Source organism: Nitrobacter sp. TKz-YC01 (assembly GCF_047824785.1).
Lineage (GTDB): Bacteria > Pseudomonadota > Alphaproteobacteria > Rhizobiales > Xanthobacteraceae > Nitrobacter.
Genome location: NZ_CP181167.1, coordinates 3640036 through 3666616, shown reverse-complemented (window position 1 = coordinate 3666616; position 26581 = coordinate 3640036). Strand labels below are relative to the sequence as shown.

Annotated in this window: 23 protein-coding genes and 2 pseudogenes; 8 read left to right on the top strand and 17 right to left on the bottom strand. The window is 58.9% G+C overall.

What is annotated here, in order from left to right:
- Positions 1 to 642 precede the first annotated feature (642 nt).
- Together ACMYR2_RS17520 and ACMYR2_RS17515 are read right to left on the bottom strand one after the other, a co-directional pair.
- Complete coding sequence (locus tag ACMYR2_RS17520; protein ID WP_416193388.1) at positions 643 to 2655, bottom strand: Ig-like domain-containing protein; 2013 nt, start codon at positions 2653 to 2655, stop codon at positions 643 to 645.
- A 515-nt stretch (positions 2656 to 3170) separates the two neighbouring features.
- Positions 3171 to 3407 (bottom strand): hypothetical protein, encoded by a 237-nt coding sequence (locus ACMYR2_RS17515; RefSeq protein WP_416193387.1) that lies wholly within the window; start codon positions 3405 to 3407, stop codon positions 3171 to 3173.
- A gap of 588 nt (positions 3408 to 3995) precedes the next feature.
- On the opposite strand from ACMYR2_RS17515, the gene ACMYR2_RS17510 reads away from it, so the two are divergent.
- Both ACMYR2_RS17510 and ACMYR2_RS17505 read left to right on the top strand, forming a co-directional pair.
- On the top strand, positions 3996 to 4265 hold the full coding sequence (locus ACMYR2_RS17510) for a helix-turn-helix domain-containing protein (protein WP_416193386.1): 270 nt from the start codon (positions 3996 to 3998) through the stop codon (positions 4263 to 4265).
- 581 nt (positions 4266 to 4846) lie between these two features.
- Positions 4847 to 6198, top strand: a protein-coding gene (locus tag ACMYR2_RS17505) for an IS3 family transposase (RefSeq protein ID WP_416193385.1) whose coding sequence is annotated in 2 segments (ribosomal slippage) — positions 4847 to 5189 and positions 5189 to 6198 — 1353 coding nt in all. Because the reading frame shifts where the segments join, the coding sequence is not laid out codon by codon here.
- Between the two features lie 117 nt (positions 6199 to 6315).
- Here the strand turns inward: ACMYR2_RS17505 and ACMYR2_RS17500 are convergent.
- The 8 genes from ACMYR2_RS17500 to ACMYR2_RS17465 form a co-directional block, all read right to left on the bottom strand.
- On the bottom strand, positions 6316 to 6882 hold the full coding sequence (locus ACMYR2_RS17500) for a DUF5681 domain-containing protein (RefSeq protein WP_416193384.1): 567 nt from the start codon (positions 6880 to 6882) through the stop codon (positions 6316 to 6318).
- Positions 6879 to 7442 (bottom strand): DUF5681 domain-containing protein, encoded by a 564-nt coding sequence (locus tag ACMYR2_RS17495; RefSeq protein ID WP_416193383.1) that lies wholly within the window; start codon positions 7440 to 7442, stop codon positions 6879 to 6881. Before ACMYR2_RS17495 ends, ACMYR2_RS17500 begins: the two co-directional genes overlap by 4 nt.
- Positions 7439 to 8719 carry a site-specific DNA-methyltransferase gene (locus tag ACMYR2_RS17490; RefSeq protein ID WP_416193382.1) on the bottom strand — a complete coding sequence of 427 codons (1281 nt, stop codon included), beginning with the start codon at positions 8717 to 8719 and terminating at the stop codon, positions 7439 to 7441. The genes ACMYR2_RS17495 and ACMYR2_RS17490 overlap by 4 nt, the downstream gene beginning before the upstream one ends.
- A gap of 539 nt (positions 8720 to 9258) precedes the next feature.
- Positions 9259 to 10917: a recombinase family protein gene (locus tag ACMYR2_RS17485; RefSeq protein WP_416193381.1), complete on the bottom strand. Its 1659-nt coding sequence runs from the start codon at positions 10915 to 10917 to the stop codon at positions 9259 to 9261.
- Positions 10914 to 11369: a DUF2924 domain-containing protein gene (locus ACMYR2_RS17480; protein WP_416194126.1), complete on the bottom strand. Its 456-nt coding sequence runs from the start codon at positions 11367 to 11369 to the stop codon at positions 10914 to 10916. Before ACMYR2_RS17480 ends, ACMYR2_RS17485 begins: the two co-directional genes overlap by 4 nt.
- Positions 11370 to 11430: 61 nt before the next feature.
- Complete coding sequence (locus ACMYR2_RS17475) at positions 11431 to 11799, bottom strand: DUF3489 domain-containing protein (protein ID WP_416193380.1); 369 nt, start codon at positions 11797 to 11799, stop codon at positions 11431 to 11433.
- Positions 11800 to 11865: 66 nt separating this feature from the next.
- Positions 11866 to 12939 (bottom strand): recombinase zinc beta ribbon domain-containing protein, encoded by a 1074-nt coding sequence (locus ACMYR2_RS17470; protein ID WP_416194125.1) that lies wholly within the window; start codon positions 12937 to 12939, stop codon positions 11866 to 11868.
- A gap of 14 nt (positions 12940 to 12953) precedes the next feature.
- A complete protein-coding gene (locus tag ACMYR2_RS17465) occupies positions 12954 to 13271 on the bottom strand; it encodes a hypothetical protein (protein WP_416193379.1) in 318 nt (105 codons plus the stop codon).
- 295 nt (positions 13272 to 13566) lie between these two features.
- On the opposite strand from ACMYR2_RS17465, the gene ACMYR2_RS17460 reads away from it, so the two are divergent.
- The 4 genes and pseudogenes from ACMYR2_RS17460 to ACMYR2_RS17445 all read left to right on the top strand — a co-directional run.
- Complete coding sequence (locus tag ACMYR2_RS17460) at positions 13567 to 14193, top strand: hypothetical protein (RefSeq protein ID WP_416193378.1); 627 nt, start codon at positions 13567 to 13569, stop codon at positions 14191 to 14193.
- Entirely contained in the window at positions 14190 to 14945 is a 756-nt protein-coding gene (locus ACMYR2_RS17455; RefSeq protein ID WP_416193377.1) for a hypothetical protein, read from the top strand. The genes ACMYR2_RS17460 and ACMYR2_RS17455 overlap by 4 nt, the downstream gene beginning before the upstream one ends.
- Before the next feature lie 719 nt (positions 14946 to 15664).
- Positions 15665 to 15802, top strand: a complete 138-nt coding sequence (locus ACMYR2_RS17450) for a hypothetical protein (RefSeq protein WP_416193376.1) — start codon at positions 15665 to 15667, stop codon at positions 15800 to 15802.
- Positions 15803 to 16059: 257 nt separating this feature from the next.
- Positions 16060 to 16407, top strand: a pseudogene (locus ACMYR2_RS17445) (transposase); the annotation flags it as partial.
- Between the two features lie 246 nt (positions 16408 to 16653).
- Here the strand turns inward: ACMYR2_RS17445 and ACMYR2_RS17440 are convergent.
- Positions 16654 to 17676, bottom strand: coding sequence for an IS110 family transposase (locus tag ACMYR2_RS17440; RefSeq protein WP_414648987.1), 1023 nt, complete (start codon positions 17674 to 17676; stop codon positions 16654 to 16656).
- A gap of 83 nt (positions 17677 to 17759) precedes the next feature.
- Between ACMYR2_RS17440 and ACMYR2_RS17435 the strand changes: the two are divergent.
- Positions 17760 to 18770: pseudogene (locus ACMYR2_RS17435) on the top strand (IS3 family transposase); the annotation flags it as partial.
- A gap of 634 nt (positions 18771 to 19404) precedes the next feature.
- Positions 19405 to 21066: a hypothetical protein gene (locus ACMYR2_RS17430; protein WP_416193375.1), complete on the top strand. Its 1662-nt coding sequence runs from the start codon at positions 19405 to 19407 to the stop codon at positions 21064 to 21066.
- A 35-nt stretch (positions 21067 to 21101) separates the two neighbouring features.
- On the opposite strand, the gene ACMYR2_RS17425 is transcribed toward ACMYR2_RS17430, so the two are convergent.
- From ACMYR2_RS17425 to ACMYR2_RS17400, 6 genes are all read right to left on the bottom strand, one after another.
- Positions 21102 to 21995: a glycosyltransferase gene (locus ACMYR2_RS17425; protein WP_416193374.1), complete on the bottom strand. Its 894-nt coding sequence runs from the start codon at positions 21993 to 21995 to the stop codon at positions 21102 to 21104.
- A gap of 1 nt (position 21996) precedes the next feature.
- Positions 21997 to 23190 (bottom strand): glycosyltransferase, encoded by a 1194-nt coding sequence (locus tag ACMYR2_RS17420; RefSeq protein ID WP_416193373.1) that lies wholly within the window; start codon positions 23188 to 23190, stop codon positions 21997 to 21999.
- Positions 23187 to 24137, bottom strand: coding sequence for an NAD-dependent epimerase/dehydratase family protein (locus ACMYR2_RS17415; protein ID WP_416193372.1), 951 nt, complete (start codon positions 24135 to 24137; stop codon positions 23187 to 23189). The genes ACMYR2_RS17420 and ACMYR2_RS17415 overlap by 4 nt, the downstream gene beginning before the upstream one ends.
- On the bottom strand, positions 24134 to 25546 hold the full coding sequence (locus ACMYR2_RS17410) for a lipopolysaccharide biosynthesis protein (RefSeq protein ID WP_416193371.1): 1413 nt from the start codon (positions 25544 to 25546) through the stop codon (positions 24134 to 24136). Before ACMYR2_RS17410 ends, ACMYR2_RS17415 begins: the two co-directional genes overlap by 4 nt.
- Positions 25547 to 25613: 67 nt before the next feature.
- Positions 25614 to 26063: a UDP-N-acetylglucosamine 2-epimerase gene (locus tag ACMYR2_RS17405; RefSeq protein ID WP_416193370.1), complete on the bottom strand. Its 450-nt coding sequence runs from the start codon at positions 26061 to 26063 to the stop codon at positions 25614 to 25616.
- On the bottom strand, positions 26056 to 26565 hold the full coding sequence (locus ACMYR2_RS17400; RefSeq protein WP_416193369.1) for a polysaccharide biosynthesis protein: 510 nt from the start codon (positions 26563 to 26565) through the stop codon (positions 26056 to 26058). The genes ACMYR2_RS17405 and ACMYR2_RS17400 overlap by 8 nt, the downstream gene beginning before the upstream one ends.
- Positions 26566 to 26581 lie beyond the last annotated feature (16 nt).

The following is a 26581-nucleotide window of genomic DNA, read 5'->3' as shown; positions in this document are numbered from 1 at the left end:
CCGCAGACCTGCATCTATCCGCCGTGTCATCAATTTTCCCTCCAAGTCCGCTATGTGCCGTCAGTTGTGGGAATTTGCGTCCTGGCCGGAGCGAGCGAGTAAAAGTATAGGACTCAGAGCTGCACCATTTAAGATTAACCGGGCGGTTGTCCGTCGGGTTGCCATTGACGTGGATTGCTGCCGGGAATGCGGTGGGATTAGGGACAAATGCCAATGCAACCAGCCGATGCACCTCCTCGATTCTCCGAGGTGAGCTCAGGCGTACAACAAAATACCCAAAGTCATTCATCCGCCTGTGAAGGAGGCGCCCACCTATCCTGGCGACGCGCCCAAGGCTCGAGACTTCATAGAAATCATCGATCGCCTGCCATTGCTCGTTTCGATAGTCAAATACTTCTGTGTGCTTCGCGATGTGCGACGTCTCCGGTCTTAGGATGTTGCAGGCCATGCTGCGGAAATCTATGCGATGTGCTTCCCGCGCCGTGACTTCTAAGTTGGAATTTTGCCTTGGCCGACGCCGCCGAAGCGGCGCCGGGACTCAGCCGTGTACGCAAAGTTAAACGAAGGGCGTGAATGATACGCAACTCGCGTTCCAATGTGCACGCTGTCGTTCACCGCGAGCGGTTTAAGATCATCCGTCGCTTACGCGAAGTGAAAGTCATAATGATCGAGACCGCTCAGAGTGGCATTCTTCAGCGTTAGCGAATTGCTGCCAGTGGAAATGACAACATCCTGACCAACCTGGCTCGCGTGTGACTGCACACTTGCAAAATCATCGAACACGCTTTTGCTGAACTCGATCGTATCGTGTCTCCATCCGACTGCATCGAAGTCTTTGATGGTGTCATTGCCAAAATTATCGGCAAACACAAATGTATCATCGCCGCCGTTGCCAACGAGGAAGTCGTCGCCAGTCGTGCTCTTTAAAGTGTCGTTTCCGGTCGAGCCTACTATGGTCTGGCCCGAAGTAGGAACGGTCGGCGCAGCTGCACTGGAAGCACCGATCTGCCCGTCACCGTTGAGATCCTGATGGAAGCTCGTCTCAAGCGATTTAAGGCCAGAGCTCGTACCCGAGACGACGCCGCCCGACGTGGAGCCGGTCAGGGTACTGACATGGGAGACGTAGTTGCCGTTGTTGTCGGTGTTCCAGGCCGTGTACAGACCGGTGCTCGCCTCCTTCCAGGCAACCTGATAGCCCGTCGTCGTCTTCTCCGCACCAATTGGCGCCCAGGTGCCATCTGTCCCGTCCACAAAAGCCACACCATTAATCTTCAGCGAGGGGCCCGATCCGCTGCTACTGTTGAGATAATATTTGTCACCGCTCTCAACGAGACTTGTCGCACCAGCCGACTCGATTATTTTACCAGAAGTTGTCGTTGGCGCTGTCGTTGGCGCTGACACCGATATCCCGCTGGCTGCGGAGGCAGAGCTGGTATTGCCGGCGGCGTCCATTGCCTTGGAGGTAAAGTTGTGACCGCCATTGGCCAGATCGGTCGCCTCAAAGCTCCAGGCACCGCTGCTGTTTGTTGTAGCGGTACCGATCTGGTTACCACCGTCGAAAACCTTGACCGTGGTAGATGCTTCAGCGGTCCCTTTCAGGATAATATCGTTATTCGCTGTCGTGCCGCTGACCGCAACGCCGCTCGTCGAGTAGATTCCCATCTTTGGTGCGGTAGGCGCATAAGTGTCGATTGTAACGGAGAGGGCTTCCGAGGCCGCACTGGTCTTACCGACTGAGTTAGTATCCGTCGCCGTCAGCTTATGAAAGCCGTCACTCAGTGCCGATGTGGTCACGCTCCACTGGCCGCTGCTGTTCACCTGCGCCGTGCCTACCTTGCTCGCGCCATCGTACACATTCACGGTAGTATTGGCAGGAGCTGAGCCCGTCAGCGTCAAGGTGTTGTCGTTGGTAATTCCGTCGCCGACTTTCCCGCTGTCGGTCGAGTAGGAAGCGATATGGGGCGCAGCTAGTGTCGTATCCGGCGTCGGCGCAGGTGCGGGCGTAGGCGCCGTCGCACCACCAACCACCGGAAAGGGCGGCGAAATAAGAGCACCCGGAACGAGTTCACCGTTCACGATCGTTGCGTAACGCACATTATCCCATTGGGTGATGTTTATGTCCGCATTCACTTCCTGAAATAGGATCGGATCGTACTGGAACGGTCCCACAAAATAGACATCCTTGAGCGCGACTGAGAGGTCCTTGTCATCCGCGTTGAGGCGCAAGCCGAATGGACCACCTTGAAACACCACGTTGTTGAACGTGAACGTTCCATTATAGTCATCGGCAACGAACATCCCCGCGGTGGCATTACTATTGTGGGATACGATGGTGGTATTGGTGATCGTGACATTTCCGGTGCTACCAGGGGCATAGGCTTGAATGCCGTCCGCGTGATCGCCCGGCTTTCCCGTTGTCTCAATGTACGAATTGTTGATGACGATATCGCCGCCACCTCCGATGCGAACGCCTTCGGCTGAATTGATACGGACTCCGTCGAGAGTGAACGAGCCAAGGCCTACTACGGATGCGGCGCTGCCGGTATCAGTGATACTCCTATCCGAAAGTGTCCCCCCATTCTTCAAGGTAACAGAGCCGGAACTGGTAACGCTGCTAAACATCGGGTCATTCCAACTGAGAGGAATGGCTGCCATCTATATTCTCCTGATAGTCGATAGTTTCCCCATGGCACGCGCCCCATCGAGGTCCCCCCGGGCGACGATACCGAACGAAATGCGCGATTGCGCGGCGCTGGATTAGTTAACGGCAGGGGCGTTTTTGCGACGACATGATGACAACTAACATTCTCTCGCAGAACGTTTTGAGTTGAATGCTGCCAGGGACTGCCGTGTAGATTGAATCGTTGATGAAAGCGTCGAGGTGCGAATACGCCGTTGAGGACCCACTGGCGAAGCTCGTGGGAACCCGGCAGCCGGAATGCCCCCGCCCTCAGTGAAACCAATCCGTCGCGATGTTCAGGAATGATGAATAGGTGGAGTTAGTCACAGAGACTTAGCGAAACTCACGTGGATTCCGGCAGGTGCCGTTGACAAGCAAAATGCGGGCATCCAATTGCAAGGTCGACTTTTGTTCTTGGAAAACTGACAAACAGACCGTTTGTCGTTAAAACACGCGGATCACTACAACTACTTCCCCGGCAAAAAAGGTTTTATTGCCGGCGCAAACGCGCTTCGATGATACCGCGTGCGGCTTCATAGACACGTTGCATGCCAGGTTCGCTGCCCTGACGCGTTTCGAGCATGAGGAGAGCATTTTCGTAAATCTCACGAGCGCCGAGCGAAGACAAAGCACCGGAATCTATCAACGCCGGAACTAGCGAAGCGAACAGGGACGCAGAAGCAAGTTCGGAAGCAGCAATAGCTTCGAGCGGATCAAGATTAGGCATTTGCGCTCCCTAAGCTGCGTAGCTGGTCAATTGAGTCGATTGCGAGCACGCTTGACTTCCCATGAATCGATCGGCGGCTCGACCTCCATAACTCCAGAAGGTCGACATGGTTTCTATCTATGGCGTGATATCGTTGCTTCATCGGTTCAGGCGCAGCACAGACCATCGTGCGCCATCGTTTCTTTTCCAGAGCTCTTTGAAAGATTGTCCGAACCTGATGGCATCTTCTAGTTGTAAAGCGAGCGACACGGTTGTTTAACCGGTCAGCAAATACTTTTGTTCGTTGTTTCTTAGTTCTCGATTGTCGATCATTGTACTTTGGTCGGGGAGACAAAGCATGACAAACGCTCACCGGTTGCATTCTCGCTAGAACGCACTTGCGGGTGGTTGCAGCGCACAGGCGTGTATCGCACGATACCACTATAAATGATGGCGCAAACATCGACCCGGCGTTGGCTACGATCCATCAGAAAGACGTTGGCGGAACTGCGCAACTTGCGCAAAGCCTAGTAAAAGATGCCCGCCTGTCGTCACAATCCTAGCGCATCAAGGAATCAAGTTTGATTCGATCATGGAAGGTGGAAAATATTGATCGGTTGGATTTGGGAGAATGGAGCTGTTCCAAACGCTTTAGTCAGCGAAGCGGGACTGATTACTCTACTGATTGGACAAACAGTTGCTGAAGTGGAACGCGATCTCATTATCGCGACGCTGCGTTCTTGCAATGGCAATCGGACGCGGGCAGCAAAGACACTCGACATTGCGGTTCGGACATTGCGCAACAAGATCAATGAATATGAAGCCAACGGCTTGGACATTCCTGCTCCGGTTCACCTCGACTATTTCACAAACCAGTAGCTGGTTAGCCGCTACGATCTTTCAGTTGCGTTAAATGCCAGCCTTCGGCTTTCCGCGCACATTCCCTTCACCGGCTTATCGCGCCACTGCGCCCGCGCTTCCCACTGAGACCGCTCCTTGAGAACGCCTCTAGTCGGTCATGTAGCGAGACAAGCGGAGTAATAAATGTGCCGCGTTGATTGCAGTCAATTGGCTGCCTGTCTTTAACAGGCAAACTTGTGAGTTTCTCATGTTGATCTACCATGTCCGCAGGACCGTTCTGGCTTTTCCACTTGCTCGAACCACTTTCGAACGCGGCAACTCGGGATGGCTTCTGATTGCCGTTATCGCCGCGGACAGTCTTCTCGCGGCCGGAGCTTGGTACTTTGCCGGCTTCATCATTGGAAATTAGACAAACAACGCATAGGCCCCGACGAGCAACATCGCATGTCGATCAGCTCCTCGCTGCCGATGTGCAGATAACAAGAGTTCATAGGGGACGGGATGGTAGAAATCGGCTGTCCGGGATCAGCGCCTATGGCACAGAATTGATGGTGTGATCTAAGGAGTGTTCGGTTCTCGTCGCAGACGAAGGAACGAACATGAGCACGAAGTCGACTGGCGGCAAACGCTCCGCCGAACACGTAGTCAAAGATATCCGCCGTGCGACGCGGCGGCACTTTTCATCAGAGGACAAAATCCGGATCGTGCTGGATGGGCTTCGGGGCCAAGACGGCATCGCCGAGCTGTGCCGCAAGGAGGGGATAGCCCAGAGCCTCTACTACACCTGGTCGAAGGAATTCCTGGAAGCTGGCAAACGGCGGCTGGCTGGCGACACGGCTCGTGCTGCGACGACCGGTGAAGTTCAGGACCTGCGCCGTGAGACCCGTGCCTTGAAAGAGGCGGTTGCCGATCTGATGCTGGAGAACCGTCTGCTCAAAAAAGGCATGATCGCGGATGGGGGCGACGACGAATGAGATACCCCGCATCCGAGAAGCTCGAGATCATCAGGATGATTGAGCAGTCGCATCTTCCCGCGAAGAAGACGCTCGATCAGCTCGGCATTGCCCAGCGCACCTTCTACCGCTGGTATGACCGCTACCTTAAAGGCGGGCCCGAAGCGTTGGAGGATCGTCCTTCCCGGCCGAGCCGGGTCTGGAACCGCATCGGCGACAATATCCAGGCTCAGATCATCGAATTGGCGCTGGAGCAATCCGAGCTGTCGCCGCGCGAATTGGCGGTGCGATTCACCGACGAGAAGCGCTACTTCGTCTCGGAAGCCACCGTCTATCGCCTGCTCAAGGCCCACGATCTCATCACCAGCCCGGCATTCGTGGTGATCAAGGCTGCCGACGAGTTCAAGGACAAGACGAAGCGGCCCAACGAGATGTGGCAGACCGACTTCACTTACTTCAAGATCATCGGCTGGGGCTGGGTCTATCTGTCGACCGTGCTCGACGACTTCTCCCGCTATATCATCGCCTGGAAGCTGTGCACGACCATGCGGGCCGAGGATGTCACCGACACACTGGAACTGGCGCTCACGGCATCAGGCTGCGACAGCGCCAGGGTGCTGCACAAGCCAAAGCTGCTCAGCGACAACGGGCCGTCTTACATCGCGGCCGAACTCGCTGAATGGATCGGCGCCAACGGTATGAGTCATGTTCGCGGAGCGCCGCTTCACCCGCAGACCCAGGGCAAGATCGAGCGCTGGCACCAGACGCTCAAGAACCGCATCCTGCTGGAAAACTACTTCCTGCCGGGCGATCTCGAACACCAGATCGAGGCCTTCGTCGAACATTACAATCATCGCCGCTATCACGAGAGTCTCGGCAACGTCACGCCGGCCGACGCCTACTTCGGTAGGGCCTCTGCCATCATCGAACAACGCGAAAGGATCAAACGACAGACAATCCAATTCAGGCGCTTGCAACACCGCAAGCTCGCCGCTTAACATCACCAACCAGAGGCCGACACTCCGCTAAATCAGGCAGCCATCTGCGCCAAATGTTCTGACGACGGACAAGGTTGACGCAAAAGGGATGGATCTTAGCAAAGCTCGATTGGGAATTTACGGGTGCTCGCTCCACCATGCCGGCCATCGCACCTTGTGCGGGGTGCGGGTGGCCTTCACGATGACCTGTTGATCGGCGGGACTGAGTGGCTGCGGGAGACGGGCAAGCGCGGCCTCGACGAGCCATGGTTCCAGGACGATCCGCGCGGTCGAGCGGTATGGGTCGAGTATCCTGGCCATTCGCAGCGGCTCCAATGCAGAGGTGACGCTCCCGGGATCCGCGCCTTTCCAGCTGATGTGCAGAGGAGCGAGGGCAACTTGCCGAAACCTGGATTCCTCGATGAGGGAAAGCGATGCACGGGCTGCGGCTCCGTCGCCTTCGACCCCGCGCTTTGCGAGCTGGAGCAGAAACGCCTCGGCCGCCGTGACACGGCGCGTGGTTCCACCCTCCCGGATGGTCACCATCCGGCCTAGCACGCTCTGATAGGGAGCTTCCCGGTGGCGGCCGCGGGGACGGCCTGCCGGATTGCCACTCTTGCCTTTGGCAAAGCGCGTGGTCCGCGGCGGTCGGCGATACCCGACAAAATTCTCCTCCGTGTCATCCGATGGACCGCCTGACGTCATTCGCCGGTCCCCCGCGGCCAGCGCAGACTTTTTGGATCGCGCGTGCAGCGTCGGATCTCATCACACTCCTTGTCGGTCAGGCGTTGGCCACCCCGCCTGCGGCGCAGCGCCGCCTGAACAGCCCATGGCTCGAGGAGAAGCTGTGCGCGGCCGCAAATCTCAGCGCGGTCGGGGTTCCGAGTCGTGATCCCGAGAAGCAGCAGGGCGGCATCCGCATTGTCGGGGTCGTGCTCAGTGTCACGCCAGATCACCTGCCGGGAAGGCCTTGGGGCATTCTTTTCCAGCCAAGCCTCTCGCTTGATGATCCATTTTACGACCTCGCGCATGGCCATGCGTTTGCCAGCCAGTGCATCCTGATAGGTCCGCTGCTGAAGTGCTTCCTCCACGGTGATCTTGCGGATGCCCCCTTGGCCGTCTACTGTGAGGGTCTTTTCTATCAAGACCTCGAACGCCGAGGCCTTTGAACGAGAGGAGGTTGGGCGGCCTTTGAGATTGCCGCTGCGCCCCTTCGGAAACCAGCCGGGATTCGGAGATTTCCGGGAGGATGACTTCTTGTTCATGATGCAGGCTTCTCCAGACGCGGCGCGAGGCCCGTCCGCGCTGACCAGCGTTCGATCGCAACATCGACATAGGCCGGATCGATGTCGAGCCCACGAAAGCACCGCCCGGTTCGCTCGGCGGCGATGAGCGTCGTTCCGGAGCCGAGAAAAAGATCAAGCACGAGATCGCCGTGCCGTGTGACATCCTTGAGGGCGTCGGCAACAAGCCCTGTCGGCTTGACCGTCGGATGGAGGGCAAGATCCTCCCGTCGGCTGCCTCGCATGGAGTTTACCGAGGCGTAATCCCACACATTGGTGCGGTTGCGGCCGTGTTTGCCGAGTTCGACCATATTGAGATGGGGGGGCATTCCCACGCGATAGACAAAAACCAGTTCGTGCTTGGATCGGTAAAGCGATCCCATCCCTGCATTGGACTTGTTCCAGACGCAGAGGTTTAGACACGCGCCATAGACGGTGGCGCCGACCGCCGAGACGCTGTCCATGTGCCGCCAGTCCATGCAGACGAAGTGGACCGCGCCGTCGCGCGAGACAGACGCCGCGGCGCCCAGCGTATCAGCCAGGAAGGACCGGAACTCGGCTTCGTTCATCTCGCCGGAAGCCATCGCGAACTCGCGATGGCTTCCGGCAGACACTGCATGTCCCCCGATCCGCACATTGTAGGGAGGATCGAGGAAAGCCGCATCGACGCGTTTTTTGTCGCCGATGACCCGCTGCAAGAATTCGGCATCGCGGCTGTCGCCACATCCCACCCGATGCTCGCCGAGAATCCAGATATCGCCGAGCTTGGTTCTTGGCGCCGCCAAAACCGGAGGGATCACCTCATCGTCGGGATCGGGAGCTGACGCGAGGATGACGTCGATCTCGCCGGTCGAGAAGCCGGTCAGTGTGGGATCAATATCGACATCGATTGAAGCGAGCTCGCCCAGTTCTTGCTGCAGGATTTCCAGATCCCAGCCAGCATTGAGGGCGATCTTGTTGTCGGCGATTCGTAGCGCGCGCTTCTGAGGCTCGGATAAGCCGGCGAGGGCGATCGTCGGGACCTCGGCAATCCCCATGGCACGAGCTGCCTGGAGGCGGCCATGGCCCGCGATGATGTGGCCTTCGGGGTCAATGAGTATCGGATTGGTGAAGCCGAATTCCTTGATGGAGGCCCGAAGCTGGTCGATTTGGCGCTTCGGATGGGTGCGGGCATTGCGGGGATCGGGAGTGAGATCGTTCACTGGCCGGTAAACGACGGCCAGCCGCGACGAGGGTGCGACAGAGACTGGATCGTTCATGGCGAGGAGGACCCAGCACTGGACGTGATCAATGGGAGCATGCTCGGTTCCCCAAGGTTTACAGCGTCAAGCATGTCGCGTCTCAAGCTATGCGCGATTCCGCTCCGGACCGCTGCCTGTTCGGAGCTTTCAAATGCCTGATGCTGCTTTCAAATTGCCTGTTTGCCCGTAATTAACGCCTGTTATGCAGAATAACAGGAAAGTGCTTGGACTACAGCGCATCAAACGGAATTCACAGGAGAATTTCTATCGCCTCGCCACTATGAGCCGACCAGAAGCCTGTTTTGACCTGCAATTTGCAAGAAATTCCCTGTTATGGCTTTTGGAGACTCGTTCGCATCCGACTGCCTCCGCCACCACCCAGTCTGCTATTTCTCAGATTTCCAGAGACTAACAAAAAAGCCCCGCTGTTGTTGGGCTTTTTCGTATTCTGATCTGCGGAGGCGCGGTCTCCGTGACCCGTCTGGGCGTGTTTAGGGCGCTGTCTCTGCGGCGCAATTTCCCGTTCCTGGGAATTGGACGGAGGAGATAAGGCGCGGTTATCGGCTGGCGGAATCGGTAGCGCCCGCCGGTGCCAATCCGAGGCGCCTCATCTGCTGTGACCATTCAGCCGGCGCATCGCGGAGGGTGGCGACTCCGATCCCGCGCGGGAACCGGCCTTCAACGGCTGCAGTGACAAGGGCCGGTGCCAGGAAGGCGAGGGAGATGGTCATATTAATATGTCGGGTGCTGCAATGTTGCCGAGCCGCAAGGCTTTCGATGGTATCGCGGCCGTCGACGATCTCCTGAAGCCAGAGCCGGCCGCGGCCGATCGCTCGGATGAGAGCCGATCGGCGTTCGGCCTTCATGGGCCGGGTGCGATGCTCTGGTGTATTCGCCGGCAGCAACATCTCCCGGGCGGGCTTTGATGGCTTCTTCCAGGCTACGACTATGGTGCGCGAGCTGGAGGCGCGGTTTTCAGCCGGATCCGGATCGTCGTGGTTATGGGTCCGCTGAATATCGTTTTCGCCAGACCTTAGATTGATCGCCAACTGGTTCTTGCGCACCTCAATGCGGGTGACAAACCGCTCAAGGGTGTCTCGAGACAACGTTTCGTTCGAAAATGATTCATCGATGTCCGTGTTGGCGATGACCGCTTTGGAGATCGTGACTTCCAGCTCTGACGCAGGCACGCGGGTGACAGAGCCAATGGGTGTATCTGCCTGACCCCGGATGCAGGGCGCAGAGACGTAATACCGATGTCGAACGCGGTCCCGACTTGAGTAGGTCAAGATCATGCGATGACCTGCGTCATCAAACAGCAGCCCTGCAAGGAGAGCGCGGGTTCGAATACGTGTCGTCGTGCGATGGGACCACTGTTCGGTCAGCCTTTGTTGAACAGCTTCAAACAGTGTGCGGTCGAGCAAGGCCGGCTGAGGTCCAGGCAGAATCTCGCCCTTAAACTTGACTTCGCCCAGATAAAAGCGGTTCCGCAGCATATAGAACAACGGTCCCTGCGTGAACGGCACACCTCCTCGCGTTCCGCCTGATGCCAGCTTCCGGACCTTGGACTTCAAGCCTCGCTCCTTCAGGTCCTTGACGAGGCGGTTGACGCTGCCGAGTTCCAGATAGCGCTGAAAGATCAGACGAACGGTATTGGCCTCTTCCTCGTGAATGTGAAGCTGACCATCCTTGAGGATATAACCCAGAGGAACCATGCCGCCGACCCATAGCCCCTTGCGTTTAGAGGCTGCAATCTTGTCGCGGATGCGCTCCGAGGTGACTTCCCGCTCGAATTGCGCGAAGGACAAAAGCACGTTCAGCGTCAACCGTCCCATCGATGTGGTGGTGTTGAACTGCTGGGTCACCGAGACAAATGACACACCATGGGCATCGAACAGTTCGACCAGCTTGGCGAAGTCAGCCAGAGAGCGGGTCAGCCGGTCCACCTTATAGACGACGATGATGTGGATCCGGCGGGCCGCGACATCCGCCAGCAACCGCTGCAGGGCAGGGCGATCGGTGGATCCGCCAGAGAAGCCGCCATCATCATATCGCGCCTTGACGAGCGACCAGCCTGCATGCGCCTGACTTCGGATATAGGCCTGGGATGCATCATACTGGGCATCCAGCGAGTTGAACTCCTGATCAAGGCCGGTGTCCGTAGACACCCTGGTATAGATCGCGCACCGGACAACACGGTTGTCGTCCGGCTTCATGTTCGTACCCCCTTGCCGTTTCCGGCACGGAGACCAAAAAAGCGCGGTCCATTCCAGTTTGTGCCGGTGATCGCGAACGCAATCCCCGACAGGCTGTCGAAGGTCTTGCCCTCAAAAGCGAAGCCGCCTTCGACGGCCATCACCCGATGAAGTTGCCCGTTCCACTCCCGGGTTAGAACAGTGCCGGGCACCATGGCTTGCTTGCGCTGATCCTGTGCCGATACCAATGGCAAAACCTCACTCAAAGACCGCACGGTAGCCGCACGCTTCAGAAGTTGCACCGTCGCAGCATCGAGATCCCCAAGTGCATCGGCCTGGATGCGATAGGCAAGGATGCCGAACAGCAGATGCTTGGGCAGGTGTTCCGGGGCCGGGCGCCCAACAACACTCTGCCAGCGGGACTGCAGGCCAATCAGATCGAGACTGCGCAGATGCGCAATCTCGTCGTCTATTGACAATCTCGTAAGCCGTCGACTGACAGCCGTTCGCAATCCTGCGCTTCGCGCCATGGCATCAGGCCGCAGCCTTGCCAGGCTTCGATCTGGTCGACGCGGTAGATGCGGCGTTGCCAGTTACTTTATAGATCCGACCGGCTTCTGCAGCTTCCGATGTCAACGTCAGCTTGAGCTTCTTCCGGATGATGCCAGCGAAGAAGCCGCGCACTGAATGCTGCTGCCAATCCGTGGCCTTCATGATGTCATTGATCGTTGTACCCTCGGGCTTCATCAACATTTCGATCACCCGTGCTTGCTTGCTGCCGGCGCGATGAGTCACCGGCCGATCCAACGACCGGGCTGGTGTTGAGATGATCTTCTTGACCGGTGCAGCTTTGGCGGTTCTGGTCAAGGAAGGGTGCGCGGACTTTGTGCGCTTGGTCGCCATCGCTGATCGAGGTGCGGCTTTGCGGGATTGTGTTTTGGCCATGTGACTTCTCCGGTTGATGCAGCATCACGCTGCCACCACCGAAGCCCCGTCACGGCAGACGAACCGGCGGGGCGGGCTATTCAGTGGCCAAGGGAGGCGCTGAATACGCCGACAGTACCGCTCCAAACGCTTAGCAATGCCAGTGGTTTCTGAGCAATCTTGTGGCTTTTCGAACCCGGGTTTGTGAGGCCGTCCGTAGCGAGAGTTCGAATCCCACTCTCTCCGCCACTTCGGTATAAAACCGGGAACGCCGATTCCCGCCGATTTCCCTCCCTTAGTGGCTACCAGCGTCCGCAACAGGACGTTTTTGCTGCCTTTGATGTAGATCGCGTCATCCGCGACCTCGACGTGCTGGGCAAAGGCCCTGACGTGTTCCCGCCGATAGCCGCCCTTTCCAAGCCGGAGTCGGGTGCGTGCTTCGCTCGCCAATTCCCGCACGGCTGCCCCTGTGAGACGCTGGTGGGTTGAGCTTGCGAGCATAGCTTCGATCCGCGTGGCATCGGCACGCGCCTGATCCCGAAGCGCCGTGAGGCCCGCAATGCGCTCGCCAAGGGAGGATTCGGCCGGGTCGAGCGAACCGGCTTCAATGGCGTCGTAAAGGCGCTTGAGGCGGTTGTCGGCCTCGGCCGCGCGATGGTTCAACTCGGCGATATGCTGGCTGCGTCGCTCGACGCCTTCTTGCCGGCGATCCAGAAGCGAGGCGAGAACGTCTTCGATCCGCTCGGGGTCCAGCAGCCTTTCCTCGATATGCGTCACCACCATGCGGTCGAGCTTATCCATCGGGATCGCACGACCTTTGCAGCCGGTTTCGCCCTGCCGCGCCCGAATCGAGCAGGCATAGTAGCGGTAGCGACCGTTCTTGCCGGTGCGCAGCGTCATCGCGCCTCCGCAGTTGCCGCAGTGGCAAATGCCGGTCAGCAGGTTCGGGCCGCTGACGACGCGCGGCGGCGTCACCTTCGGATTGTTGACCTTCAAGCGGTTCTGAACGGCCTCGAATATCTCAAGGTCGATCAGCGGTGGCACGGCGACGGTGACGATTTCTTCCTCGGGCTTCACCACGCCCTTGTTGGAGCGGCGATTGAACCGATGTTCGCCGATATAGGTGCGCCGTGTCAGGATACGGTGAAGCTGGCCGATGCCCCAACCCGCGACACCATCGAGACGATGTTCGTCTCAAAGACGCCCCGTTCGTGCTGGGCGTAGAAGATCAAGCCGATATCCTCGTCCCGGCGCCGGCTTGTCACCGTGCCTTTACGCTTCGGTACCGGATAGGGCTTTTTTGCCTTGCTCTTTGAAGTCTGGAGCTTGTCCGCGCGCGTCTTCAACTCCGGTCGCAGCAGCGACGTAAATATCCATGCGTCGTTGAGATAGCGGTAAAGCCGGATGTGGCGCGTGTAGATCGCCTTCGATACAGCACTTTTCCTTGCCACACCTTCCCTCCCTGTCGTCATCTACGATCCTAAAATATCTTGGACACTACGGCCACTGACATCCGCCTCGTATAAAGCTATGTCGTTATAGAAACGGAATTGCCTTCCTCGCCTCCCGGAAAGACCTCACGCTAATGTTCAAATCAGATTCGACTAGACTCGGCGCTTCCGGGAGGCCGATCCTGAAAGGCCCAAAACACTGTAGCGGGGATGGATGCTTTACGCTTGGATTGACGGAATAAAGCGCGCCCCCCTCACAAAAGGGGAAAGCACGGTCTGCCGTGATTGCGGCGGGTTGCTGACCTCCGTCATGCCGGTCGAGAATGTCAGGCACTGGCGGCACAAGGCCGGGGATTGCGATCCATGGAGCGAACCGGAAGGCCCCTGGCATCTAGGCTGGAAAGAGGCCTTTCCCGAGAACTGCCGCGAGGTTGGTCTGATCGACCAAGCGACCGGCGAGCGCCACAGGGCCGACGTGCTTTGCAACGCTGGCACCGCGCACGCGGCCGTTCTGGAGCTGCAATACTCTCCGATTTCGGAGGAGGAACGAGCGGCACGCGAAGCCTTTTATCGTCAGGGCCACCGAATGTATTGGCTCGTCCACGTTCATGACGGGCCGTCGAGCTTCACCGGCTGGAGCTTCAAGGCCTCAATGAATTGGGGAGCCCGGCCCGTCGAGATCGATGGCCGCCGCTATGCGATCATGCAGTGGATGGGCCGTAGCAAACAGTTCATCGAGAAGTGGAAACGAGCGACGGGCTATGTTTTCCTTGAGTGCGAAACTCACATTTTCTTCCTCGCCGGCGACGAGCTTGCGCGGCGCGTAACCGGCGGAATTCCGCTCAAAAAGGGCGAATACGCGCTCACTCGATGGAGTCGGGAAGACTTCATCCGCTCCGTCCAGTGGACGGGCGGCGCATGAAGGAAGGCAAAGCACGGGTCGAGTTGGGCGACGGGCTCGTGCAATACATGGCGGCGGCCGATGAGACCGTGCGCGAGCTGCGGGCAGCCGACAGCCCCTTGCTGAAGGCGCTGCTGCAGTACGACGCCTATTTTCGGCGCGACGTGTGGGATCACGTATCGCCGACGTCGGCCTTCGCCTTCGTCCTCTTCCTCAACGCCTACCAGATGTTCCTCGGCGCGGCGCGCATGGCATTAAGCGGGCATCCGGCAGCGGTTTTTCCACTTCTGCGGACCGCCCTCGAATCTGCAAGCTATGGTTACCTCATGGAGCAGCAGCCCACCCTTTCCGAGGTCTGGGGCAACCGACACCGCAGCGAGGCCGACAAGAGGGCGTGCCGCAACGCCTTCACCTTCGATAAGGCGATCAAGGGTTTTGCCCATAAGGCTCCGGATATCGGTAGGCTCGCCAAAGAGGCCTACGAGGGCGCGATCGACTACGGCGCGCACCCCAATCTGAAGGGCGTTTTCGGCCATGTGTCGATCAACGAAGATCGACCGGACGGCATGGTGGCCGTCACCTACACCAGCCTATACGGCTCAGGCCACCACGAGACGATCCGCGGCATCTGCGCCTGCCTCGACTTCGGCTTTGCCATTATCGGTATCATTACGCTGTCCGGCCCGACCGCGACCGGGAAGCTTCAGAACGAGCTGCAGGCGTTGAACGACGCCAAGGAAGCGGCGATCGCCGCCTATCAGTCTGCGCGATAGTTCGTCCGCCGTTTCTGAATCTACGGCCCCTCTGGCCGGCGAAAATAGCAGAAGAGAGCGCGACAATACGTCGATGTGTGCGAGCTGACCGGATCTTGATGTAGATCGGCACCGGCACCAAGCCGCAGTTTCATTGCCATGGCACGCGCCGCCACAGCGCTTGACGTGGCCAGCCATTCGCTTGCGCCTCAATTTTGGAGGGCTATAGCGTAGGTGTAGTTCTCCGTTTCTTCGTCTTCGGCCCGCCAGTCAACTTACTGGGATAATTCTCTAATCCTATTTGGCAGCCGAAAAGGCGCGGACCTGCGGGTTTGGGTCCAAAGCTGTTGACTGCGCTGTTTGGCCGAGACGCGGATTTCGTTCTCTCTCCGCCGATATTCTCCAAACCTCCTGACTGAACGGATTTGATACGGAATTGCAAGCTGCTGTAAATGCAGTGTTAATTGTTGGGTTCGGTCCGTACGTTTGTGCTGCATTCCGGCGGGAGATAGAAGCTCCAGTCGAACCTTTTGCATCGGTTCGCTACCGGCGAAATGTCGTGCATCCATTCATGTCGTGTACTCTGTCGCGGAAGCACTTCCATAAAGCGAGCTGATTGACGTGGCTGCCTCCACAGCGGAGCGAACGGACTCTTCCTTCAGGTCGAGAACTTTGAACGAATTCCCGACCTTGGCTACCACCTCGATCCGCCGGAAATGACTGCCGTGAGTGGCAGCGTAATGAGCCATCCCCTTGAGCTTTGGGATCGCATCGGCGAATTGCGCGCCATGATTTCAGTATTAATGCATGTTGGGCTTTTCGGCATTGCTCGCGCAGCTGGCGGAACAGATCGAACTGGCATGCTCTTAGCGATCTGACATCGCCACCCTAGCCATGGTCTCGCCTTGTACGACTGCTCTAGCTACGCGCGGATTGTGGGGCTTCTCCATCAGCCCATGACCTATGGAGCATAGCTTCGCCTCCTTGGCCTTCCTTCTTGTAGAGCTTTGCGTCCGGATCGGTGGTCAAGCATGCGTATCGTTAGTTCGCTTTGTCCGGGATCAGCACCTATGGCACAGAATTGATGGTGTGATCTAAGGAGTGTTCGGTTCTCGTCGCAGACGAAGGAACGAACATGAGCACGAAGTCGACTGGCGGCAAACGCTCCGCCGAACACGTAGTCAAAGATATCCGCCGTGCGACGCGGCGGCACTTTTCATCAGAGGACAAAATCCGGATCGTGCTGGATGGGCTTCGGGGCGAAGACAGCATCGCCGAGCTGTGCCGCAAGGAAGGGATAGCCCAGAGCCTCTACTACACCTGGTCGAAGGAATTCCTGGAAGCTGGCAAACGGCGGCTGGCTGGCGACACGGCTCGTGCTGCGACGACCGGTGAAGTTCAGGACCTGCGCCGTGAGACCCGTGCCTTGAAAGAGGCGGTTGCCGATCTGACGCTGGAGAACCGTCTGCTCAAAAAAACGTATGGCCCGCCCCGTCTGCAAGAGGATTTTACGGCATTCTGAACAGTCTGCGTCAACGTATACGGTCTCATGAGCAAGCCCATGGCCAAGATGGATATCCGCACGTTCAGAGCCCCATAAGCATGCCGGCAGCGAATGTGCCATTTTTTTGATCGGGATTTCCGAACGCCGTTCGACTGTCAGGCCATCTCTTCGATCCTTCCTGCAAACCCCGTTGGACTGCGCGAACTATGCGCAGCGCTGATCTCGTTAAACCACGGCTACCGGGTAACTGCGTTCAAAGCGCGCTTCCTTGCGCAAGATGGCCCAAGCTATCCGCGCCAGCTTGTTGGCTAAAGCCACCACTACGGCGTTACGGTGTACGCCCCGCTCGATCATTGCCTTCAGCCACCGCCCCAGTGGCGTATCGCTTTGTGACAGCGATGGCAAAGCCGCGCGAGCGCCGTGGATGAGTAGAGTGCGCAAATAAGTGTTGCCACGCTTGGATATCCCGAGCAGCCGAGCCTTACCTCCCGTGCTGGATTGTTTCGGAACCAACCCGAGCCAGGCGCCCAGGTCCCGGGCCTTGGCAAAATTACTTGCATCGCCAACCGCAGCGACCAGGGCCGTTGCGTTGAGCACGCCAACGCCAGGGATCGAAGTCAACCTGCAAGCTGCGGGATCATTGCGTGACAGTTTGACAAATTCGCCATTCAACGCCGCGATTTTCGCGTCGAGTTCTCTCCATTCGGTACGTAAATCGCCAGCTAACTGGCGTATACGCGGTGACAATGTTTGATCGCCATCGACAAGCATGCCATCCACGCCAAGCTCGAATTTCCGCCGGCCGGCCGGGAAGATCTCCCCGCGCTCCAGCAGGATCGCGCGTAGTTGATTGATGAGGTTGGTTCGTTCTGCCACGAGGCGCGAGCGCACACGATGCAGCGTTTGAATATCCAACTGCTCCTGGCTCTTGAGTTCGACGAACCGCATTGTCGGTCGTGAGGCAGCTTCGGCGATTCCTTCAGCATCGCGGTCGTCGTTTTTCTGAGCTTTAATATATGGACGGACGTATTCCGGTGACATCAACCGGATCTTATGACCTTGCGCGACAAACAGGCGGCCCAGGTGATGGGCGCCGCAGCATGCTTCCATCGCAACTACACAGGCCGGAAGTTTCGTCACATATTCGACCAGCGTTTGCCGGCGCATCGTTCGACGAACGACTACAGCACCGGTCGTGTCGACTCCAACAACGCTGCAAGAGTTCTTTCCCAGATCAACCCCGAGGATTGTTATAGACATTAGCTCATTCCTTTCCCGTTTTTGACACCAGCATCGTACTTGATGCCGGAGAAAGGGACGGGCCATTCCATAAGCATGATCGCGGATGGGGGCGACGACGAATGAGATACCCCGCATCCGAGAAGCTCGAGATCATCAGAATAATTGGGCAGTCGCATCTTCCCGCGAAGAAGACGCTCGATCAGCTCGGCATTGCTCGGCGCACCTTCTACCGCTGGTATGACCGCTACCTTAAAGGCGGGCCCGAAGCGTTGGAGGATCGTCCTTCCCGGCCGAGCCGGGTCTGGAACCGCATCGGCGACAATATCCAGGCTCAGATCATCGAATTGGCGCTGGAGCAATCCGAGCTGTCGCCGCGCGAATTGGCGGTGCGATTCACCGACGAGAAGCGCTACTTCGTCTCGGAAGCCACCGTCTATCGCCTGCTCAAGGCCCACGATCTCATCCCCAGCCCGGCATTCGTGGTGATCAAGGCTGCCGACGAGTTCAAGGACAAGACGACGCGGCCCAACGAGATGTGGCAGACCGACTTCACTTACTTCAAGATCATCGGCTGGGGCTGGGTCTATCTGTCGACCGTGCTCGACGACTTCTCCCGCTATATCATTGCCTGGAAGCTGTGCACGACCATGCGGGCCGAGGATGTCACCGACACACTGGAACTGGCGCTCACGGCATCAGGCTGCGACAGCGCCAGGGTGCTGCACAAGCCAAAGCTGCTCAGCGACAACGGGCCGTCTTACATCGCGGCCGAACTCGCTGAATGGATCGGCGCCAACGGTATGAGTCATGTTCGCGGAGCGCCGCTTCACCCGCAGACCCAGGGCAAGATCGAGCGCTGGCACCAGACGCTCAAGAACCGCATCCTGCTGGAAAACTACTTCCTGCCCGGCGATCTCGAACACCAGATCGAGGCCTTCGTCGAACATTACAATCATCGCCGCTATCACGAGAGTCTCGGCAACGTCACGCCGGCCGACGCCTACTTCGGTAGGGCCTCTGCCATCATCGAACAACGCGAAAGGATCAAACGACAGACAATCCAATTCAGGCGCTTGCAACACCGCAAGCTCGCCGCTTAACATCACCAACCAGAGGCCGACACTCCGCTAAATCAGGCAGCCATCTGCGCCAAATGTTCTGACGACGGACATGATGTCACGAGGACATATAGAGAACAAATATTTTATGAAAACAAGAATCCACAGCGGAAGCCGTCGATATGTCCCAGTCATTGGCCAGTGCCGAACACGTATATAGAGTAAAGCCAAGCGGTCCAGTATGGATAGCCACAGCCCAAGTGCTATCGGTAGCTCACTGGTCCGCCCTCGCAATCGAGCGCAGCCGGACCGCGATCGTGGATGGCGGAAACCAAATCGCGAAATAGCCAGGGTAGGCAGGATTGCTCTTTGCAGCGATTGGTCGCGCTCGCCGGCTAATCATACAAAAAAGGGATGGCTCCGATCAAAGCAATCCGACATGTTGTCTGCCCGTTGGAGGAAGGCTTGCGCTTCCCAATAGTTGTTCGGTGTGCGCATGGCGAGGCGAGTGGAGACGTCATCGAGATTCGAACGTGCTGATCTTCAGATCGCCGAGGTCAGGAATAGGAGGCGTCGCTCATTTTGAGCGCATTAACCCCAGGCTGATGCCGCGGGTCGAAGAGGTAGCTCTGGACTGCAACAAGATCGGTATTTAGTGTCGCGTCTAAGATCAGACATGTCAGTTATTTCTTTTGAGCGAATGTGGCCTTCAGCAAAGCTGCAAACTTTTGTCCCAGCGTCGGCGGCCCTGGCCCTCTTGGCTATTGTCCTTTACGCGATGATTTTGCCGTTTTATGAAGGTAGCGAAATTACACTTTTTTCATTTGTGGCCAGCGGGACGCTACTCTTCGGTTGCGCAGCCGCACTGCGTCCGTCTTTTTTTGTTGTCGTGCTCGCGTCTTTCCTGACGCTTGGTTTCCTGCTCAAGGCGGTTGCGCACCTTACGTTCGGAGCCGAACTGATCGAACCGGTAGGCGACTTCTCCGGATCGGCCGCACAATGGGATACAGCGCTAACATTTGCTGCGGCGGGCCAGTTCGGCGGCGTCGCCTCAATCATCTTGGCATCCTTCATTCCTTCCCATAGTCGCATCGTTCGAACGACGCAAGTAGTCCAGCGAAAGCTGGGAAATATCCTATTCGGCGCCTTGGCCCTCCTCATCGTCGTTGCGACCTGCGTTTATTCGCTCAATTACCGGTACGCCATCCTGCGGATCGGCTACCCGCTTGGGATCGACATTGATCCCCGAGTGTATGCCGTGTTGGCCTTCATTATAACCTGGGGTGCACTTCTCGGCGGCCTCGCACTTACGCAATGGCTTATAGAACTTCAACGCCTTCGCTACGCGTCCCTCCTCGTTGTCGCCAGTTACCTCGGCTTTCTCTCATCTCTCACGATGGGCAGCCGGGTTCAGTTTCTTCTCTATATTCTTGCGGCCGTCTGCATAGTGATTTTGCGATGGAGGAATGTTCCGCGCTGGGCGGAGATCGTGGTCGCACTCTGCGTGGCCGGCCTCCTTTTTATACTGTCGATTGCCGTCGTCAGCGTCGAGCGCAACTATGCCTTCCACGGTGGCCAGCAGATTGCTGCGCAGAACCCGACCTCGTCGACCATCGATCTGATTCCGGTGGTCGGCGAAACCTCTGTTCCCGAACACCCGGTACCACCTCAACCATCTTCCCCGACGAGGAACTCGCTGGTCGCCGCCGCTGGCGGATCCGCCCCGTCCTCGGAGAGCCAAGTCCCCATGACTGCTCCCAACACCCAACAGCCTTTATCATCGCTTGGCGAGGCGGCAACTCTAGTCGCGAAGTTTGATGCGGTGATCAGTAACAACAGGCTCAACAGTATTCTCAAAGAATTGCGCAGCCTTGTCGTGATGCGATGGATCGGATTGGAAGGTGTTCTCACGGCGGAAGGCGCCGAGCGTGCGCTGGGTCGCGACCTTCTCCTACGAGGTTTGACCGAAGATCCCGCGGCTGGAAAGAACGGCATCTATCAGAACATGTCGGGCGACCCATATGGCAGAGTCGAGATATTCACTTTCCTGACGCTTCCAGGGATCATCGGCTTTGCGAGCTATTCTGGAAGTGTTCCGCTTATATTCGGCTTCGTATTCTGTACGGTCCTCGCCGGCCATCTTCTGGAATGGATCGCGTGTAGCATAACCAGAAATGCGGCAGTGGGCGCGGTCTCAGGGGTTTCCCTGGCCTATCTCACGGTCCAGATGGGCTTTCCCCGCACGCTTTTCATCTATGCGATAGAGCTTTGTCTTGCCTGTGCCGCGCTCGGTGGATTCTGGTTCGTAAGCCGTCGGTTGGCGACGTCGAGGATCTGATAGGCGGCGCGGGCCTATGGCCGCGCTCGTTGAGTTCAGTTCCGGCCTCCCAGCACGCCTCGGGTAATTGTAATGGCGTGTCCCAACATCTTGCGGGACAAGGCGGCCTGAGGATAGGCCAAGGACGCTGCAAGACGCCGGATAGCGACGCCGGCGCGACCGGACCGACCATGGATCGCCGCCGACAGAAGGTCGGCGTTGGCCCGCGCCGAGCGCTCCCACTGCCGAATGTCCGCGGGAAGATCTGGACGCGCGAACAGACGTTCGATCACCAGCAGCGGCTCTTCCCCGCGCTCAAATGGAACGGCCCGATAGGTCGTCGATTGTGCGTGCCTGCGAAACTCGGCGAGCACCTCCGACACATGGTAGAAGTCGCCTTCGATAGCCAGGCGCAGGAAGAAGTCGAGATCGGGGATCTGCCGCAGATCCGTGCGCCACGGCCCGGCCTTCTCGTAGGCCGAACGCCGGAAGAGCGCGCCGGGCCCCGGCAGGCAGTGAAGCTCGCCGTAAAGAGCGCGGCGCGAAAAATCCGGCGGCTCGACGGTGAGGAGCCGCTGCGAGCGGTCGTCAATCACGTCGAAATCCGGATAGACGAGAACCACGTCGGGCCGCGCCTCCAATTCCTCGGCACAGCGCCGAACGGCGCTGGGCTTCAGCCGATCGTCGGCGCTGAGATAGCCGATGAAGGCGCCGTCGGTCATGTTCCAGCCCGCGGCCATGGCCGCGCTCTGGCCGGCATTGGTTTGGCGGTGAAGCCTGATGCGGCCCTCGTAGCGGGCGAGGATCACGCCCGTCGTGTCGGTCGAGCCATCGTCGACTGCCACGATCTCCAGATCGGGATAGTCTTGGGCAAGAAGGCTGTCGATCGTTTCGGCTATGTAGTCGGCAGCGTTAAAGGCCGGCATGACGATCGAGACTTTCGGCAGCATGCTAATTCCTGTCCTTCGCGGCCGCGCCGTCGTCCCTCGTGGATGACGATGGCGCAAATGTCGTCATCCCTCGTCCGGCGGCCTGTTCCTCGAGGGATTTGAGGTGGCCTGCAAGCCGGGCCACGATAGCAGGCCAAGCATAGGTCCGCTCGACATGGAGGCGCAGCGTTTCGCCCGCCAGCGGAAGGGTTGACCGTCGGCTCAGCATAGCGTTCAGGCCCTCGCGGAGCCCCTCAACCGTCGCCGGTACCACTCGCCCCCCGCCAACCGCCTCCACCTCGTCGAAGCCGCAGCGATCTGTAAGAAGCACCGGCGTCCCAGCCGCGCCCGCTTCCACCGCGACCAGCGACATGGCTTCCGCCCGGGAGGGTACCACGAGAAAAAGCGCGCGCCGGTAGGCGGCGGTCCGATCGGCCTCACCCAGATGGCCGCTGAAGAAGACACGTCCCGCAAGGCCCCGTTCGGCGGCTTCCTGCCGGAGTTCCGCGCCCATGCCAAAGTCTGGGCCCGACATCACCAGCGCGACGTCGGGACTAGTGGGCGCGACGGCGGCAAAGGCCTTCAAAAGGAGGTCCGGCCCCTTCACCTCGGCGAGGCGCCCGACGAAGAGGATGAACGGTGCATCCGGTAGGACGACCGCCGCTCCGGTCGCCGACGGGGAAGGCTCGACACCATTCGGAACGACCACGATCCGTTCGGGTGACAAGCCCAGACGCTGGATGATCTGCATCCGTTCTAAAGGCGTAATCGCCACGAGCAGACCGGCGTTGTGCACCATGCGTCGACCAAGCAGCATATGGAATGCGTGCGCAATGGGCCGCGGCCGCTCGAGGCCGGCGAACTCGCCTGCGGCGCTGAACGCATAAGGCTTGCCAAACCGGGTCGCCAAAAAGGCGGTCGCGACCGACAAGAGATTCCAGTATCCGAGGATGTGAATCGCGTCCGCGGAGCGCACAGCTTCAGACAGCTTCTTTGGGCGGATCAGCGGCACGCGAAAGCGCAGCTTGATCACGGGCGCAGCATAAACCGGTATCCCCATGCTGCGCAGCTCGTCGGCAAGATCGCCATCCTCCATCGTTGCCAGCATGCAGCGATGTCCCTGCGCTACCAGATGGCGCGCAAGCCGGCGGGTCCGCTCTGCGGTGCCGCCGCCGGCTTTCGAACTCAAGGAAACCGTTGTGAGCAGGATGTTCATACTCTGCGCTCTTCGGCCTCTGCGGCGAGCATCCGCGCATAGTTACGCAGTGCCTCGCCGAATCCGTCCGTTCTCAAGCCAAAGCTCTTGGCCTTTTGGGCTGAGAAACGCCGCCCCACGACTTGGCTTGGCAGGCCCCGTAGGCGAAGCGCCAGGCTCAGCGTGGCGGGCGGCAAGGCCGGCACGTTGCGCAGCGATTGGCGACCAAAGCTCTCGGCGAGGGTATCCTGGAGGAATGCGAAGTTGTTGTCGGGATCGTCGTCTTGCGTCACCAGCACCACAATGCATCCGTCGATATGCACGTCGAGAGCAAAGTGGGCGAGCGCGCGCGCAACTACATCGGCACTGGCGAGATACATTCGCCGCTCGCCGTAGAGCGCGCGGCGCAGGGCGAGCTTTGGGAAAGATGCGTGTACCATCTCATGCGCGAAGCTTACGACATTGCGCCCGCCCGGGCCGAATACCGCCCCCAGCCGCAGGATTGCCGCTTCGGGGAAGGCTCCCGCGATGATGCGTTCAGTCTCGCAGTGCTCCTTCTCGTAAGGCGACAGCGGCTGGACGGGAGTCTCCTCTTCGATTAAGGCCTGATCAGAGCCGGCATAGACATCAATACTGCTGGCATGGACGCAGCGGCGTAGTCCCGCCTCCCGGAAGCTCGGACCTAGCCGCCGCAGCAGGTCCGGATACCAGCCATGACCATCGGGGCGCAGAAGGTTGATGAGCACGTTGCAGCCCGCCAGCGCTGCGCGTACGTTGCCGGGATCATCGAGATCGACGCGCTGCACCGCGATGCCGGAATCAGACAGCCAGTCGGGAAAAGAACGATGCACAAGATAGCGCGGACGGTGGGCGGCCGGCCACGTCTTGGCCAGAGCGCGGCCCACGAAACCGGTGCCACCAAGGACGACCACCTCGGGAGCGCCTTGCGAAAAGGGCGCGCTTGTCATTGCCCCAGCCTCTCCGGAAAGGGGCGGCGAAGGGAGGGGCGGCTCGCCCCCCGCCCGGCAAGACCGGCCCGCCATTGACCCAGAAGCGAAGGATCAACTTTGAACTGAGTGCGCACTCGCAAGACGAAGCAGGCAACCTGCAAAACATTTCCGAAAGCGGCGAAAAAGGCGAGTCCAAACATGCCGCCAAACCGATAGCCGAGGAAGCACAATATGACGGTCAGCGCACTTGTGGCGACCACGATCATGAAAGCGCGCTTCTGATCACCCCAGATCATCAAAAGGATGCCAGCAGCCCCGCCGCAGGCGTGAAGCACGTTGCCCAGTCCGAGCACGAGGGTCAGCCAGTAAGCCCCCAGGTAGTCCGCGTTCCAGAGCGCGATGAAGCCGTAGCCGGCTGCTGCAAAGCCGAGATAGAGCACCGCCGCTACGCCGGCACCTCCAAATACAACGCGCGCTAGGATGCCGTCGAGGGTTGTGATGTCATCTGTCGAACGGGCATGGACGGCAAGCGGCGCTGCGGCGGAATTAGCGATTGCAAGAGGCATCACCATCGACGCGGAAAAGCGCAAAGCCAAGCCGTACTGGGCGACCTCATTCATGCTGCCAAGACTGCCGAGAATGAGTATGTCAAGATTTGCGAGACCAAATAGGCAAAGCGTCGTCAGGAAGTTGGGAAGCGTCTCACGCAGCACCGCGGTAGCCTGTACGGGCTCGTGCGCGGATCTTGGCCATCGGTTAGACCGCAGCCAGAACAGCACTAGACCAAGCGCGACGCTGCATAGCGATCCAAAGAGGATGGCAAGCAGGGCTCCGCTGAGCGTCGCCCGCTCCCCGGCCATCATCACAAGGCCGGCGTAGGCGGCGGCGAAGATGCTGGCCAGCGTGGCCAAATTGGCTGCAGCTCGGACGGCATGCACCGCCCGGAGAAGCTCGACAATGACGGCCGTCAGACTGGCCAAGGACGCGGTCGCTCCGATGATCGGCAGCGCGACGATCCAGGTAGCCCGCTCAGCCGGGTCGAGGAACTCCGCGATCCATGGAGACGCTACGACGACCGCGCCGGCGACAAGCAAACCTAGCCCAGCCGACAAGCACAAGATCGTTGCGGCTAGACGCCGCGCCCGCCCCAAATCGTTCCGGGCCATCGCGTCCGTCACCTGTCTCGGGATGGAAAACGTAAGGCCCAGTTGGCAGAAGGTCGCAAGTCCGGCGATCATTATCTGCAACAGGAAGTACTGCCCTATGCCCCTTTGATCCAGCACCAGCGGCAGCAGGAGCGAATTAGCGAATCCCGCGATTATGATGACGCTGCGGCTAAAGAGCGCTGCCGCTCCGGCGCTGCGGAAGGTCGGAATTACCGGCGGAGGCGCTGCCCCCCCTGCCATGGTTGGTCCCGAATTCGTCATCCCTTGCGCAATCGTTGCGTGAGCGCCAGCGTGTCCGAGACGCTGGAGGCGCTTTCGTGATTGTTGGTCATACCGGTGCGATCCCGCTCCTGCTGACGACTTTCGGCGGCTGATACATGAACATTTCCGGGCACGAAGCAACGTGCAATGCCCTCTTGGCAGATCGTCTCGCCCCAAGAAAAGCACACTGCTTCCGGGCCACTACGAACAGTTTTAGCTTGTCAGTTCGTCTTCTTCCAGACACGCTGGTTGACGAACTCCGTATAGCTTTGGACGATACGCAGCACCTTGTGATGACCTTGCCGATCGCAGTGGTAGCCGTCTCGCCTGCGGCGTTAAGGAACAAGTCGGGCGAGCGGATGCCGAGCTCGCTGAAGAAGATCTGGTTCAGCTCGTAGTCGTAGTTCTGTCCGGTATGGATCAGCACATGCGCGAAATGCGCATCGAACGTCTCGATGATGCGGGACAGGCGGATGATTTCCGGCCGCGTCCCGACAATGGTCATGACCTTAAGCATGCATGGCCTCTCGAATGACATCGAGCTGCCGTAGGACTTCGTTGATCCCCTCGACGTCCAGGCGCCGGGTATTGTGCGAAGTATAGTCCACTTCCTCCGCGACCTCGCGCATGCCGTCGGTGAGGTACTTATCGTAGTTGAGATCCCGCGAGTCCGCCGGAATACGGTAATAGATGCCGATATCTTCTGCGCTCACCATCTCCTCCCGCGACACCAGCGACTCGTAAAGCTTTTCGCCATGCCGCGTTCCGATGATCCGGATCGGGCTGTCGGAGCCCCGAAGGTCGCGGATTGCCGAGGCGAAGTCGCCAATCGTGGAGGCCGGCGCCTTTTGGACGAAGATGTCACTCGGTCTTGCATGCGCGAAGGCATAGAGTACCAGATAGACCGATTCATCGAGCGACATGAGGAAGCGCGTCATGTTCGGGTCGGTCACCGTCAAAGGACGACCCTGTCGGATCTGTTCGAGAAGAAGGGGGATAACCGAGCCGCGCGATGCCATGACGTTGCCGTTGCCG

Excerpts from the sequence above, each read along its gene's own strand:
- ACMYR2_RS17490 (WP_416193382.1), bottom strand. The coding sequence starts at position 8,719 with ATGAACGATCCAGTCTCTGTCGCACCCTCGTCGCGGCTGGCCGTCGTT.
- ACMYR2_RS17515 (WP_416193387.1), bottom strand. The coding sequence starts at position 3,407 with ATGCCTAATCTTGATCCGCTCGAAGCTATTGCTGCTTCCGAACTTGCT.
- ACMYR2_RS17410 (WP_416193371.1), bottom strand. The coding sequence starts at position 25,546 with ATGACGAATTCGGGACCAACCATGGCAGGGGGGGCAGCGCCTCCGCCG.
- ACMYR2_RS17430 (WP_416193375.1), top strand. The coding sequence starts at position 19,405 with ATGTCAGTTATTTCTTTTGAGCGAATGTGGCCTTCAGCAAAGCTGCAA.
- ACMYR2_RS17455 (WP_416193377.1), top strand. The coding sequence starts at position 14,190 with ATGAAGGAAGGCAAAGCACGGGTCGAGTTGGGCGACGGGCTCGTGCAA.
- ACMYR2_RS17485 (WP_416193381.1), bottom strand. The coding sequence starts at position 10,917 with ATGAAGCCGGACGACAACCGTGTTGTCCGGTGCGCGATCTATACCAGG.
- ACMYR2_RS17500 (WP_416193384.1), bottom strand. The coding sequence starts at position 6,882 with ATGACGTCAGGCGGTCCATCGGATGACACGGAGGAGAATTTTGTCGGG.
- ACMYR2_RS17405 (WP_416193370.1), bottom strand. The coding sequence starts at position 26,063 with ATGCTTAAGGTCATGACCATTGTCGGGACGCGGCCGGAAATCATCCGC.
- ACMYR2_RS17400 (WP_416193369.1), bottom strand. The coding sequence starts at position 26,565 with ATGGCATCGCGCGGCTCGGTTATCCCCCTTCTTCTCGAACAGATCCGA.
- ACMYR2_RS17520 (WP_416193388.1), bottom strand. The coding sequence starts at position 2,655 with ATGGCAGCCATTCCTCTCAGTTGGAATGACCCGATGTTTAGCAGCGTT.
- ACMYR2_RS17420 (WP_416193373.1), bottom strand. The coding sequence starts at position 23,190 with ATGAACATCCTGCTCACAACGGTTTCCTTGAGTTCGAAAGCCGGCGGC.
- ACMYR2_RS17495 (WP_416193383.1), bottom strand. The coding sequence starts at position 7,442 with ATGAACAAGAAGTCATCCTCCCGGAAATCTCCGAATCCCGGCTGGTTT.
- ACMYR2_RS17475 (WP_416193380.1), bottom strand. The coding sequence starts at position 11,799 with ATGGCGACCAAGCGCACAAAGTCCGCGCACCCTTCCTTGACCAGAACC.
- ACMYR2_RS17425 (WP_416193374.1), bottom strand. The coding sequence starts at position 21,995 with ATGCTGCCGAAAGTCTCGATCGTCATGCCGGCCTTTAACGCTGCCGAC.
- ACMYR2_RS17415 (WP_416193372.1), bottom strand. The coding sequence starts at position 24,137 with ATGACAAGCGCGCCCTTTTCGCAAGGCGCTCCCGAGGTGGTCGTCCTT.
- ACMYR2_RS17450 (WP_416193376.1), top strand. The coding sequence starts at position 15,665 with ATGAGCCATCCCCTTGAGCTTTGGGATCGCATCGGCGAATTGCGCGCC.